Below are 12478 nucleotides of genomic sequence, written 5' to 3'. Positions count from 1 at the left end.
CGATTCAGCGGCGAGGCCGCTGTCGATGTGGGCGGACTATACGGCTGCGTTTCCGGCGCTCGGCATAGTAAAAATTCACTTATGGGGAACTTCCTACAAACTCCTCATCGAGTCGCCGCTGTCGGCCGTGCGGGGTGGCCACAGGCCCGTCGGACCGTGATCTTGCAGCGCAGCATGAAGCCGGCGTAAGGTGCGCCCCCCATGAAAATCGTCATCCTCGGCGCCGGTCAGGTCGGTTCGACCCTCGCCGAGAACCTCACCAGCGAGCGCAACGATGTGACCGTCGTCGACACCGACGCGGCCGCGCTCGAGGATCTGCAGGAGCGTCTCGACCTGCGGACGATCCACGGTCATGCCTCGCATCCGAGCACGCTGCGCGAGGCCGGCCTCGACGACGCCGACATGGTCATCGCCGTCACCGACAGCGACGAGACCAACATGCTGGCGTGCAAGATCGCCGACACGCTGTTCAAGACCCCGACCAAGATCGCCCGCATCCGCGCCACCGATTACTTGCGCGAGGAAAAGCTGTTCGGCGCCGAGGCGTTGCCGGTCGACATGCACATCTCGCCGGAACAGCTGGTCACCGACCAGATCCGGCGCCTGATCGAGTACCCGGGCGCGCTGCAGGTCGTCGACTTCGCCGACGGCAAGGTCCGTCTGGTCGGCGTGCGCGCCTGCTATGGCGGCCCGCTGGTTTCGCGCCAGCTCAAGGAGCTGCCGCAGCATCTGCCGGGCGCCGATGCGCGCGTCGCCGCGATCTACCGCCGCGGCCGGCCGATCATTCCCGAAGGCGACACCGTGATCGAGGCCGAGGACGAGGTGTTCTTCGTCTCCGCCGCGCACCACGCGCCGAAAATCATTGCCGAGCTGCGCCGCATCGACAAACCGGTGCGCCGCGTGATGCTCGCCGGCGGCGGCAACATCGGCTTCCGTCTCGCGCGGGCGCTTGAAGACAGCCGCATCCAGGTCAAGATCATCGAGCGCTCGCGCGAGCGCGCGCGCTACCTGTCCGAGAACCTGCGCAACACCGTCGTGCTGGCCGGCGACGGCGCCAACGAGGCCTTGCTGCGCGAGGAGAACATCGAGGACATCGACGTCTTCTGCGCAATCACCAACGACGACGAGGCCAACATCCTCTCGGCGATGCTCGCCAAGCGCCTCGGCGCGCGCAAGGCGCTGTGCCTGATCAACCGCCTGTCGTACGTCGAGCTGGTCGAAGGCGGCAGCATCGACGTCGCCATCTCGCCGCAGCAGTCGACTGTCTCGGCGCTGCTGTCGCGCGTGCGCCGCGGCGACGTAGTACGCGTGCACTCGCTGCGCCGCGGTGCCGCCGAAGCGATCGAGGCCGTCGCCCACGGCGACCGCAACAACTCCAAGGTCGTCGGCCGCCGCCTCGAGGAGATCAAGCTGCCGCCGGGCTCGACGATCGGCGCGATCGTGCGCGGCGACGAGGTCATCATCGCCCACCACGACACCGTGATCGAGGCCGAGGACCACGTCATCCTCTTCATCGTCGACAAGAAGCGCGTCGGCGAAGTCGAGAAGCTGTTCCAGGTCGGCTTCTCGCTGCTGTAGCCGCGCATGCGTCTGGCGCTCACGAGTTCGTCGTCCGCCACGCAGCCACGGCGCCGCTTCGCCGCCGTGCAGCGCGTCATGGGCCTGCTGCTGATGGGCTTCTCGACGACCATGCTGCCGCCGGTCGCGGTCGATCTCTGGTACGACGAAGGCGCCTGGCGCGCCTTCCTCGAAGGTCTGTGGATCTCGCTCTCCATCGGCGCGCTGATCTGGTGGCCGGTGCGGCACTACCGCAGCGAGCTCAAGGTCCGCGACGGCTTCCTCATCGTCGTGCTGTTCTGGGCGGTGCTGTCGGCGTTCGGCGCGGTGCCGTTCATCGAAACGCACGCCGGCTGGCACTCCTACACCGAAGCGCTGTTCGAATCGGTGTCCGGCCTGACCGCGACCGGTTCGACGACCATCGCCGCCGGCCTCGACACGATGCCCAAGGCCATCCTCTATTACCGCTCGCAGCTGCACTGGTTCGGCGGCATGGGCATCATCGTGCTGGCGGTCGCCGTGCTGCCGATGCTCGGCGTCGGCGGCATGCAGCTGTACAAGGCCGAGACGCCGGGCCCGATGAAGGACGCCAAGCTGACGCCACGCATCACCAGCAGCGCCCGTGCGCTGTGGACCGTCTACGTGGTGCTGACGCTGGCCTGCACGCTGGTCTACTGGGCGCTCGGCATGAGCCTGTTCGACGCCATCTGCCACGCGATGTCGACGGTCTCGACCGGCGGCTTCTCGACGCACGACGCCAGCCTCGGCTACTTCAACAGCCTCGGCATCGAGATCGCGGCGATGTTCTTCATGCTGGCCGGCGCATCGAACTTCGCGCTGCACTATCTGGCCTGGGAGAACCGCTCGCTGCGCGGCTACTTCCGCAACACCGAGTTCCGCGCCTTTCTCGCCACCTACCTCATTCTCGGCCTGATCGCCTGCACGACGCTGTACCTGCACAACACCTACGACAGCCTCGGCCTGACGATCCGGCGCGGACTGTTCCAGGTCGTCGCCTACGGCACCGACGCCGGCTTCGCGACCGCCAATCCGAGCAGCTGGCCCGGCTTTCTGCCGCTGCTGCTGGTGCTGGCGACCTTCATCGGCTGCTGCGCCGGCGGCACCGGCGGCGGCGTCAAGGTGATCCGTCTGGTGCTGTTCATGAAGCAGGCCGGGCGCGAGATCACGCGCCTGATCCATCCGAACGCCGAAGTGCCGATCAAGCTCGAGAACAAGATCGTGCCCGATACCGTGGTCTACGCGATCGGCGGCTTCTTCTCGATCTACATCGGCTTCACGATCATTCTCAGCTTCGCGATGATCATGACCGGGCTCGATCCGACGACCGCGTTCTCGGCCGTGGCCTCGTCGATCAACAACGGCGGCCCGGGCCTCAACGAGGTGGTCGCCAACGTCGCCGCGGTGACGCCGTTCGGCAAATGGGTGCTGATCGTCGGCATGCTGATCGGCCGCCTCGAAGTCTTCACGCTGCTGGTGATCTTCACCCCCGCCTTCTGGCGCCGCTGAGACGAGCGCCGCCTCAGTCCTCGGCGGCGCGTTCGCGCGAACGCAGGAACGACCAGGCCAGACCGATCGTCGCCGAATAGCCGTTGGCCCGCCGGAACAGCGGGCTATCCTCGTTGGCGGCGCCGTCGTGGTTGTACCAGCGCACGCTGATCAGGCCGCGCAGGTTCGGCGTGAACGAGTACCAGGCGCGCGCGCCGAGCGAGCTGCCGAGGTAGCCGGCTGACGCGCGATAGGCCGGTCGTTCCGGCGTCGCGTAGACCGGATCCACCTCGTAGAAGTAGCGCTGCAGGCGCTCGCTCGCGAACTCGCTGACCAGCGAGACGTTGAGCGCCAGACGGCCGTCGAGGAAGCGCTCGTTCACGTACGCCAGCTCGGGCGCGAAGCGCATGCCCTGCCAGTCGAGGCCGGAGCCGACCGAGACCACGCCGCGCAGCGGCAGGTTCACGACGATCAGCGACTTCGGGTGCGGGCCGGGATAGCTGAGGCGCAGGTTGGGCCCGAGTTCGACGAGATAGTCGAGATCCGGCATGCCACGACGCGCCTCGGTATCGCTGGCGTCGCTCGACAGCGAGCCGCCGCCGCTGATGTCGATCTCCAGGTTCGGCGCGAGCCGCCGGCGCAGGCGCGAGCCGCTGTCGTCGGCGCGCAGCACGCGGCCGCGGTAAATGAAGTACGGCACCGGCAGCAGCAGATGGCGCGACTCGTCGGCCGCCGGATAGTCCGGAATCGTCAACGCCGCCAGCAGCACGCCGGCTTCCCAGCGCGGCCGTTCGGCCGGCGACGAAGCGCGCGTTTCGGTCGCGATGGGTGCCGTCTGCGCGAGAACGCACAGCGGCGCGGCGAACAGGGCAGCGAACAGGGCGAACTGCGCGCGCGGGCCGGCGCGGCGTGCGGGCGAGGTCATGCGGACCAGATCTCGAAGGCAGGTGCGAGCCGCTATCGTGCCCGATCATTGCGTCAGGCGCGCGAAGCGCTGCCGCATTCGCCGCCGCACCGCTTCGCGCTCGAGGCTCGCCCGCCACGGCATCGGGCGCGGCGGCGGCGGTCAAAGACGCGCCGAAAGGGGTAGGCCGATTTTCCGCATGCCGCGCGCGTGGCGCGTCCGCCCCCGCTCTGGTCTAATTTCGGCGACGCTGCGCCCCCTCCATCACCTGCCCATCGCCATGTCGGTCTTCACCAAGGTCAGTCACACCCAGCTGCGCAAGTTCCTGAAGCAGTATCCGGTCGGACCGCTGATCGGCTTCCAGGGCATCGGCGAGGGCGTCGAGAACACCAACTATTTCGTCGACACCGAGGACGGCCGCTGGGTGCTGACGCTGTTCGAGCGCCTCAACTACGCCGACCTGCCGTTCTTCCTCGGCCTGATGGACCACCTCGCGTCGCGCGGCTTTCCGAGCGCGATGCCGGCGCGCACGCACGACGGCAAGAATCTGGTCACGCTCAACGGCAAGCCGGCCGCGCTGGTGCGGCGCCTGGTCGGCCAGAGCGTGCTGTTCCCGAATCTGGAGCAGTGCAGCCAGGTCGGCCGCTCGCTCGGCGAACTGCACGTCGTCGGTCAGTCCTACGCCGGCCATTGCGACAACTCGCGCGGCGCGCTGTGGCGCGAACAGACCGGCCGCCTGCTGGCGCGCAAGACGCGCGAGGCGAGCATCCGCAAGCTGATCGACGACGAGCTCGCGCAGCAGATGTCGATCGATCTCGCGGCGCTGCCGCAGGGCGTGATCCACGCCGACCTGTTCCGCGACAACGTGCTGTTCGTCGACGACCGCCTGACCGGCATCATCGACTTCTACTACGCCTGCAACGACGCGCTGCTCTACGACCTCGCCGTCACCGTCAACGACTGGTGCTTCGAGCCCGATGGCACGCCGAACCCGGCGCGCTGGGACGCGATGGTGTCCGCCTACCGCTCGCGCCGCGAGCTGAGCGAAGCCGAACGCGCCGCCTGGCCGCTGGTGCTGCGCGCCGCGGCGCTGCGCTTCTGGCTGTCGCGCCTTTACGACTGGACCTTCCCGCGCGAAGGCGACGTTGTGCACATCAAGGATCCGGAGCAGTACCGGCGCATCCTCTCGTACCACCGCGAGCACGCGCCGCCGGCGCTGTAGGCGCGCAGCAAAAAGGGGGCGCTTGCGGCGCCCCCTTTTCGTTTGGCCCGGCGGCCGGCTCAGCGGCCCCGACGCGCCTGCCGGATCTGCCGGAAGCTGACCAGCCTGCGGCTGGCTTCATCCCACAGCGCCAGGCGCATGGTGCCGAAGCTGCCGAAGAAGGTGATCGCCTTGACCTGCTGGAACAGCGGATCGGCCTCGTGGCATTGCTGCAGGTAGTAGTTCGGGATGCGCGCGCTGAGATGATGGATGTGGTGGAAGCCGATGTTGCCGGAGAACCACTGCAGCACGCGCGGCAGCTTGTAGAACGAACTGCCCTTCAACGCCGCGCTCACGTAGTCCCAGTTGCTGCCACGCGCCCAGTAGACGTCCTCGAACTGGTGCTGCACGTAGAACAGCCAGACGCCGATCGCGCCGGCCACGGCCAGCACCGTCAGTTGGATCACCAGATACGCCCAGAACCCGAACAGCGCGCTCATCGCGATCGCGCCGCACAGCATCGCCAGATTGGTCCACCACACCGAATGGCGCTCGCGCACGCCGGCGCGCGGCGACGGGTAGCGCTGCATGATGAGAAACACGAACAGCGGCGCGATCACGAACAGGATGATCGGGTTGCGCGCGAGCCGGTACGCGAAGCGCTTCCAGCGCGACGACTCCAGATACTCCTGCACCGTCATCGTCCAGATGTCGCCGGTGCCGCGCTTGTCGAGATGGCCGGCGGTGGTGTGATGAATGCCGTGCTGCCAGCTCCATTGCTGGAACGGCGTCACCGTCAGCACGCCGGAGATGAACCCGACCACGTTGTTGGCGCGCAGCGAGCTGAGATAGGAGCCGTGGCCGCAGTCGTGAAAGATGATGAAGATGCGCACCAGCAGCGCGCCGGCCAGCACCGCGAGCGGCACCGTCAGCCACCACGACACCGACAGGCTCCAGTACAGCAGCGCCCACAGCAGCGCATACGAGCCGAACGTGTTGGCGATCTGCCACGCGGCGCGACCGTTGGACGGCCGCTGGTAGCGGGAAACGATTTGCCGCCAGGCGGCGGCGCTGTGCGGGGATGTGTCGGTTACCTGCTGCGTACCACTGCTCATCGATGTCTCTTGCCCGACCGGGGGCGTTCATGGGTTGCCGCCACGACGGACGGAGCCGGCCGCGCTCATGCCGCGCGCCGGTCCGCGCATCGCGGCTTCAGCGTATCCGGCGCCAGGCACGGCGCTTGTACGCCGGCGCAGACGCCGTCCGGCGACTCCGCGCCGCCGACGGCGCGCACCGTACCATTATCGCGTCTGTTCTGCCTCGGCGGCGTCGAGCTTGCGCTTGGCGGCGTCGCCGGCGTCGAGCGCGGCATCGACCTTGTCGGCGATCGCATTGCCGGCGTAGCCGACGCTTTCGGTATTGCGGATGCCGCGCGTCTCCTCGCGACCGGCCGGCGGATCATCGACGTGCGGCGGCTTGTCCTTCGGATGGCAGCCGGCGGCCAGCAGCGCTGCGGCCAGTCCGAGCATGACGATGGAACGATTCATCCCGATCTCCTCGACCTGAGGCCGCGAGTCTAGCGCGGCGCGCGCTCCGTGCCGCACAATCGCGGCCGCCTTGCCCCGCGCCACCGGCCGCGGCACGCAGCAGCCGGCGCGTGCGCCGCCGGACTATCGAACGAGTAGGGAGCAGCGATGAACGATCCGAACGCAGCGGCGGCTGCGCTCAATTCCCCGCGCCGCGTGCTGTTCGCGAGCCTGATTGGCACGACGATCGAGTTCTTCGACTTCTACATCTACGCGACCGCGGCCGTTCTCGTCTTCCCCAAACTGTTCTTCCCGGCGTCCGATCCGGCATCGGCAACGCTGCAATCGCTGGCGACCTTCGCGATCGCCTTCTTTGCGCGGCCGATCGGCTCGGCGCTGTTCGGCCACTACGGCGACCGCATCGGCCGCAAGGCGACGCTGGTCGCGGCGCTGCTGACGATGGGCCTGTCCACCGTCGTCATCGGCCTGTTGCCGACCTACGCGACGATCGGCGTACTGGCGCCGATCGGCCTGGCGCTGTGCCGCTTCGGCCAAGGCCTCGGCCTCGGCGGCGAATGGGGCGGCGCGGTGCTGCTCGCCACCGAGAACGCGCCGCCCGGCAAGCGCGCCTGGTACGGCATGTTCCCGCAGCTCGGCGCGCCGCTCGGCTTCATCTGCTCCGGCAGCATTTTCCTGCTGCTGTCCGAGCTGCTCAGCGACGAGCAGTTCTTCGCCTGGGGCTGGCGCATCCCGTTCATCGCCAGCGCGCTGCTGGTGCTGATGGGCCTCTACGTGCGCCTCAAGATCACCGAGACGCCGGCCTTCCAGAAGGCGCTGGACCGCGAGGAGCGCGTGCGCGTGCCGATGCTCAGCGTGTTCCGCCACCATCCGCGCGCGCTGGTGCTCGGCACGCTGCTGGCGGTGGCGACCTTCGTGCTGTTCTACCTGATGACGGTGTTCGCGCTGTCGTGGGGCACCACGGCGCTCGGCTATCCGCGCCAGCAGTTCCTGCTGATCCAGCTGTTCGGCATCCTGTTCTTCGCGCTGACGATCCCGTTCTCGGCCCAGTTCGCCGACCGCCATGGCCGCCGCCGCACGCTGCTCTGGGTCAGCGCGGCGATGGCCGCGTTCGGCCTGATCCTTGCGCCGCTGTTCAGCGCCGGCCTGCCCGGCGTGCTGCTGACGCTGGCGCTCGGCCTGTCGCTGATGGGCCTGACCTACGGCCCGCTCGGCACCATCCTCTCCGAGCTGTTTCCGACCGCCGTGCGCTACACCGGCGCCTCGCTGACCTTCAACCTCGCCGGCATCGTCGGCGCGTCGCTGGCGCCGTACATCGCCACCTGGCTCGCCAAGACCTACGGGCTGCAGTACGTCGGCTACTACCTGACCGCCGCGTCGCTGCTGACCTTCGTCGCGCTGTGGCTGACGCACGAAACGAAGGAAGAGGACCTCACGATTTGAAGTTCCCTGCCCCGGACACGGGGCAAGGATCGGAGAGGGATTTTCGCGCCGCGTCGGCAGCGCAGGCCCCTCATCCAAACCGCTGCCCGCAGGCGGGCAGAGGAAAACAAGAGATACGGAGGAGTAGAAGATGCTGAGCCTGACGCGTTACCAGTGGATCGTGCTGTTCGCCGCCTGGCTCGGCTGGGGCTTCGACCTGTTCGACAGCATCCTCTTCAACTTCGTCGCACCGAACTGCGTGCCGACCCTGCTCGGCCTGCCGATCGGCTCGCCGGAAGCCAAGCAGGCGACGCTGTACTGGACCGGCATCCTGACCTCGCTGCTGCTGGTCGGCTGGGCCGCCGGCGGCGTGCTGTTCGGCTACATCGGCGACCGCATCGGCCGCACGCGCACGATGCTGCTGACCATCCTCATGTACGCGCTCGGCACCGCCGCCTGCGCGTTCGCGCCGAACATCTGGGTGCTGCTCGTGTTCCGCCTCGTCGCCAGCCTCGGCATCGGCGGCGAATGGGCCGCCGGCGCCTCGATGGTGGCCGAGGTCATGCCCGAGAACAAACGCGTCGAGGCCGGCGCGCTGCTCTACACCTCCGCGGCGTTCGGCACCACGCTCGCCACGCTGCTCAACCTGCAGATCGCCGGACACTGGTTCGCCGACCAGCCGGAAGTCTCCTGGCGCTACGTCTTCCTGTGCGGCCTGATTCCCGCCGCCGTCGCCTTCGGCGTGCGCCTGTTCGTGCGCGAGCCGGAACGCTGGATGCACGCAGCCCGGCACGCCGCGCCGCCGCGCATCGGCGAGCTGTTCTCGCCGCAGATGCGCCGCCTCACGCTCAGCGGCTTTCTGATGGCGCTGATTGCGCTGATCACCTGGTGGAGCTGCAACGCCTTCCTGCCGACCTTCGCGACCGGCCTCGCCCAGGTGGAAGCCGCCGCGCGCGGCCTCGACCGCACGATGACGCTCAAGCTGGTCGAGGACTGGAAATTCACGGCGACGATGGCCTTCAACGTCGGCGGCCTGATCGGCACGCTGCTGACGATCCCGGCCGCCAAGCTACTCGGCCGCCGGCCGATGTTCGGCATCTACTTCGCCGCATCCGCCGCCGCGATCTTCCTCACCTTCGGCGCCGACCTCACCCCGCAGGCGCGGCTCTACTGCTACTTCCTGATCGGCCTGTCGGTGTTCGGCATCTTCGGCAGCTTCACCTATTACCTGCCGGAATTGTTCCCGACGCGCCTGCGCGCGACCGGCGCCGGCTTCTGCTACAACATCGGCCGCGTCATCGCCGCCGGCGGGCCGTTCATCGTCGGCCTGTACGCCTCCAAGGTCGCCAGCGGCGCAGTCGGCGTGCTGTTCTGGATCGGCGTCGTGCCGCTCGCCGGCCTGCTGCTGATGCCGCTGGTCGTCGAGACCCGCGGCCGCGCGCTGGCGGATTGAGGGGCCCCCTCAACGCCGCGGCGGCGCGCGATCGAGCGGACTCAGCGTGCCGCGGCCGCCGCGATGCAGCACATGCGTGTAGATCATCGTCGTGCCCACGTCGGCATGGCCCAGAAGCTCCTGCACGGTGCGGATATCCGCGCCGCCTTCCAGCAGATGCGTCGCAAACGAGTGCCGCAGCGTGTGCGGCGTGACCGGCTTGGCGATGCCGGCGCCGCGCGCGGCGTTGCGCACGAGCTTCTGAATGCCGGACGGATCGAGATGATGCCGCTGCATGCGGCCCGATCTCGGATCGCGCGAGAAGACATCCGACACGAAGACGTACTGCCAGCCCCATTCCGTCGCCGCGTTCGGATACTTCGTCGCCAGCGCGTCGGGTAGCCAGACCGTGGCGCGCCCCGCCGCGAGATCGCGCTCGTAACAGCTGCGCCGCTGCGCGACGAGAAGCTGCAGCGGCTCGCGCAGCGAATCCGGCAGAACCGTCACGCGGTCCTTGCCGCCCTTGCCGTCGCGAACCACGATCTGCCGCTGGTCGAAATCCACATCCTTCACGCGCAGCCGCAGGCCTTCCATGAGGCGCATGCCGGTGCCGTACAGGAGCTTCACCAGCAGCGCCGCCGGTTCCGGCCCGCTCACCGCATCCAGCAGGGCAAACACCTCGGACGAGGACAGCACCGCAGGAAGACGCGCAGACTTCTTGGCTCTGCTCACGTCCTGGAGCCGCGGCAGATCGATCTCCAACACCTGCCGATAGAGGAACAGCACGGCAGCGAGCGCGAGATTCTGCGTGCTCGCCGATACCTTGCGGTCCAGGGCGAGGCTGGACAGAAACGCCTCCACTTCCGCCACCCCAAGCTCGCGCGGATGCCGCTTGCCGCTGAACAGGATGAAGCGTTTAATCCAGTGCCAATAGGTCTCTTCGGTGCGCAGGCTGTAATGCAGCGTGCGCATCTTGCTTCGGAACTGATCCACCAGACGAGGAGAAGCCGACGATGCCGTCGCGTCCGCCATCGTTTCCGCCCCTAAAAACGCGAACTCCGCGCAATCAAAGTCTTGCAAGCGGGCTCGGCGAGTTATGCGGACTGCATCACGGATTAGGCGGACAGCCTCGTCCGTCTAATTGGCGTTAGCGCTCAATGCCGCTGCGAATGAGCCGTGCGCTGCTTTTGATTGAAGCTCTGCTATGCGCGTACGTCACGTTTCTGGGCGTCATGATCGCGCTCGGCGCAATCATTCCACCGTTTCTCGGCGCGAGCTTTCAAGCGTCGGACATTGCCCTCGGTATCATGGTTCTTGTTTTACTCACAGTCGCTTGGAGACTGTTCTTCGTCTTCATGCGTGGAGGCCAGCGGTCGGCACGCTCCATAAACAAAGCATGGTGGGTGGTGGCATCTATGGGCGCCTTCGCATGCTCTGTATCGGCGGCCATCGTGCAGTTCGGAGAAGAGTCGTCGGTAAATGGGCAAAGCTTTTCACTGCTGGCGCCCGGCGTCTTCTTCGTCGTCCCTTTTCTTCATTTGGCCGCCGAGGTCTGGCTCCGTGAGCAGCGCTAACCAAAGCTTCAACCCGACGTCCACGCCTCCGCTGCGCTACGGCGCGGCCGCAGGTTAAGCTCAGCGTTGTACGTCTCGGGCGCGTACTGAGCTGCCCACGCGGCCACGCTGCCGTACCGCTCCACATATTCGGCCCTCGTCCCGGTCAACGGCACGCCCATTTCCTTCATCCAGCGCATGCCAATTTCGGCAATACCGATCTGACGTTCGTATTCAGACTTCTTACGGCTCTTGAGCATCGCCATATGACTCACCGTTGCGAGCGTGCAGTCGGTGATATATGCCAGCGCATCTGCCGGTGTTCGCACTTGGTGTTTCAGCATGTCGCGTCCTCGTACAACTATCGCTTCAAGCCGAAGTCCCTGACGGGCCTCGGCTTAAACTGTCGTTGGGCGGCCGTGAAGACATGAGAACTGCGAGGCACGTAATGGTGATCCGTGCGGCCACGGCGTTCGGCCTCTTCCTCATTGGGTCCGTGGCTTGGGCGTCCGAGAAGGCCTCACTAAGCGGTGTTTATCCTCATACACACCAAAACATCATCTTTAACCCTAAAACCCAGAAGGACGACCCAATACAGACGGAGGACTGTCTTGAACTTCGTTCGGTTTGGGAGAATCAGTTGGCCTTCCATTTCTATGTCTACGGGGCAAATGGCCATACCTGCGAGATGCAAGGCATCGCCATGTCGATGAAGCCCGGAATCTACGAGTACCGAGAAAGAGTTGGAGACGATCGTGCTCAGGAATGTGTATTACGCATCCATGTGTCGGGTGCCGAATTCCAGTTGGAGAGCGGTACCGATGAATGTCGCCAGTTCTGCGGCGTACGAGCTGGATTCGATGGTGTCACTTTCCCTCGCAAGAGAAGCACCTCGCGCCCCCAGTGCCGGGACTGGATCAAATGAATATGGCTTGGTTTGGTGCAGTGCCGCCCAACCAGGCGCTCAAGCCGACGGCCCCGCCTTCGGCGGGTCCGCGGCTTAGCTGAGGCGTTGATATGACTTCCGCCGTCAAGAACGAGAGATGAATTTTTTGCTGTTTTCAGCTCATCTCGATTTACGACTCCTCTGAAGGCGGCGCAGCCAGCACGCTCGACGGTTGCTCACGCTGATATACGCGGGTTGGATACCGCAGTGCTGTGATCCGTCCATGCGCCTGCCGCGGTCTAGGCTCGCGAGTCGGCGATGCTCTGCCGTCGCCCAACGCCAGCGCGGATTGCGCATATTCACCGGGCTGCGCCGCCGTCAGAAGACTCGCCCTCCTGGGTTTGGGTGGATGGGGGAAGTGCGAGGTGCCGCTACGCCATCGCCGATGCGATCCGTGCAAGGTCCCAGACGAA

The 12478-nt window shown here is 66.6% G+C and carries 12 protein-coding genes; 7 read left to right on the top strand and 5 right to left on the bottom strand.

Annotated features, from left to right (window positions below; genetic code table 11):
- Positions 1 to 201: 201 nt before the first annotated feature.
- Together trkA and H149_RS0117050 are read left to right on the top strand one after the other, a co-directional pair.
- Positions 202 to 1578 (top strand): Trk system potassium transporter TrkA, encoded by a 1377-nt coding sequence (gene trkA / locus H149_RS0117055; protein ID WP_020650987.1) that lies wholly within the window; start codon positions 202 to 204, stop codon positions 1576 to 1578.
- A gap of 6 nt (positions 1579 to 1584) precedes the next feature.
- On the top strand, positions 1585 to 3084 hold the full coding sequence (locus H149_RS0117050; protein WP_020650986.1) for a potassium transporter TrkG: 1500 nt from the start codon (positions 1585 to 1587) through the stop codon (positions 3082 to 3084).
- A gap of 13 nt (positions 3085 to 3097) precedes the next feature.
- On the opposite strand, the gene H149_RS0117045 is transcribed toward H149_RS0117050, so the two are convergent.
- Complete coding sequence (locus H149_RS0117045) at positions 3098 to 3988, bottom strand: MipA/OmpV family protein (RefSeq protein WP_020650985.1); 891 nt, start codon at positions 3986 to 3988, stop codon at positions 3098 to 3100.
- A 259-nt stretch (positions 3989 to 4247) separates the two neighbouring features.
- Between H149_RS0117045 and H149_RS0117040 the strand changes: the two genes are divergently transcribed.
- Positions 4248 to 5189, top strand: a complete 942-nt coding sequence (locus H149_RS0117040) for a homoserine kinase (RefSeq protein WP_020650984.1) — start codon at positions 4248 to 4250, stop codon at positions 5187 to 5189.
- A 59-nt stretch (positions 5190 to 5248) separates the two neighbouring features.
- On the opposite strand, the gene H149_RS0117035 is transcribed toward H149_RS0117040, so the two are convergent.
- Together H149_RS0117035 and H149_RS0117030 are read right to left on the bottom strand one after the other, a co-directional pair.
- Positions 5249 to 6283, bottom strand: coding sequence for a fatty acid desaturase (locus H149_RS0117035; protein ID WP_020650983.1), 1035 nt, complete (start codon positions 6281 to 6283; stop codon positions 5249 to 5251).
- Positions 6284 to 6469: 186 nt separating this feature from the next.
- Entirely contained in the window at positions 6470 to 6715 is a 246-nt protein-coding gene (locus H149_RS0117030) for a hypothetical protein (protein WP_020650982.1), read from the bottom strand.
- 147 nt (positions 6716 to 6862) lie between these two features.
- On the opposite strand from H149_RS0117030, the gene H149_RS0117025 reads away from it, so the two are divergent.
- Positions 6863 to 8155, top strand: a complete 1293-nt coding sequence (locus tag H149_RS0117025; RefSeq protein ID WP_020650981.1) for an MFS transporter — start codon at positions 6863 to 6865, stop codon at positions 8153 to 8155.
- A 130-nt stretch (positions 8156 to 8285) separates the two neighbouring features.
- Positions 8286 to 9587, top strand: a complete 1302-nt coding sequence (locus H149_RS0117020; protein WP_020650980.1) for an MFS transporter — start codon at positions 8286 to 8288, stop codon at positions 9585 to 9587.
- 9 nt (positions 9588 to 9596) lie between these two features.
- Here the strand turns inward: H149_RS0117020 and H149_RS0117015 are convergent, their stop codons facing one another.
- Entirely contained in the window at positions 9597 to 10598 is a 1002-nt protein-coding gene (locus H149_RS0117015) for an integron integrase (RefSeq protein WP_026353260.1), read from the bottom strand.
- Positions 10599 to 10735: 137 nt separating this feature from the next.
- On the opposite strand from H149_RS0117015, the gene H149_RS0117010 reads away from it, so the two are divergent.
- The gene (locus H149_RS0117010; RefSeq protein ID WP_020650978.1) at positions 10736 to 11140 is read left to right on the top strand and encodes a hypothetical protein; all 405 of its coding nucleotides are present in this window, start codon (positions 10736 to 10738) and stop codon (positions 11138 to 11140) included.
- 8 nt (positions 11141 to 11148) lie between these two features.
- Here H149_RS0117010 and H149_RS22905 read toward each other — a convergent pair whose 3' ends face one another.
- The gene (locus H149_RS22905; RefSeq protein WP_211213628.1) at positions 11149 to 11463 is read right to left on the bottom strand and encodes a hypothetical protein; all 315 of its coding nucleotides are present in this window, start codon (positions 11461 to 11463) and stop codon (positions 11149 to 11151) included.
- A gap of 104 nt (positions 11464 to 11567) precedes the next feature.
- On the opposite strand from H149_RS22905, the gene H149_RS23440 reads away from it, so the two are divergent.
- Positions 11568 to 12044, top strand: coding sequence for a hypothetical protein (locus H149_RS23440; protein ID WP_154654899.1), 477 nt, complete (start codon positions 11568 to 11570; stop codon positions 12042 to 12044).
- Positions 12045 to 12478: the final 434 nt, after the last annotated feature.

Origin of the sequence: Solimonas variicoloris DSM 15731 (assembly GCF_000382285.1) — a bacterium.
GTDB classification, from domain to species: domain Bacteria; phylum Pseudomonadota; class Gammaproteobacteria; order Nevskiales; family Nevskiaceae; genus Solimonas; species Solimonas variicoloris.
Note: the sequence above shows the minus strand (reverse complement) of the source record. Positions and strands in the feature narration are given on the sequence as shown.

Excerpts from the sequence above, each read along its gene's own strand:
- H149_RS0117040 (WP_020650984.1), top strand. The coding sequence starts at position 4,248 with ATGTCGGTCTTCACCAAGGTCAGTCACACCCAGCTGCGCAAGTTCCTG.
- H149_RS0117030 (WP_020650982.1), bottom strand. The coding sequence starts at position 6,715 with ATGAATCGTTCCATCGTCATGCTCGGACTGGCCGCAGCGCTGCTGGCC.
- H149_RS0117035 (WP_020650983.1), bottom strand. The coding sequence starts at position 6,283 with ATGAGCAGTGGTACGCAGCAGGTAACCGACACATCCCCGCACAGCGCC.
- H149_RS23440 (WP_154654899.1), top strand. The coding sequence starts at position 11,568 with ATGGTGATCCGTGCGGCCACGGCGTTCGGCCTCTTCCTCATTGGGTCC.
- H149_RS0117025 (WP_020650981.1), top strand. The coding sequence starts at position 6,863 with ATGAACGATCCGAACGCAGCGGCGGCTGCGCTCAATTCCCCGCGCCGC.
- trkA (WP_020650987.1), top strand. The coding sequence starts at position 202 with ATGAAAATCGTCATCCTCGGCGCCGGTCAGGTCGGTTCGACCCTCGCC.
- H149_RS0117020 (WP_020650980.1), top strand. The coding sequence starts at position 8,286 with ATGCTGAGCCTGACGCGTTACCAGTGGATCGTGCTGTTCGCCGCCTGG.
- H149_RS0117050 (WP_020650986.1), top strand. The coding sequence starts at position 1,585 with ATGCGTCTGGCGCTCACGAGTTCGTCGTCCGCCACGCAGCCACGGCGC.
- H149_RS0117045 (WP_020650985.1), bottom strand. The coding sequence starts at position 3,988 with ATGACCTCGCCCGCACGCCGCGCCGGCCCGCGCGCGCAGTTCGCCCTG.
- H149_RS0117015 (WP_026353260.1), bottom strand. The coding sequence starts at position 10,598 with ATGGCGGACGCGACGGCATCGTCGGCTTCTCCTCGTCTGGTGGATCAG.
- H149_RS22905 (WP_211213628.1), bottom strand. The coding sequence starts at position 11,463 with ATGCTGAAACACCAAGTGCGAACACCGGCAGATGCGCTGGCATATATC.
- H149_RS0117010 (WP_020650978.1), top strand. The coding sequence starts at position 10,736 with ATGAGCCGTGCGCTGCTTTTGATTGAAGCTCTGCTATGCGCGTACGTC.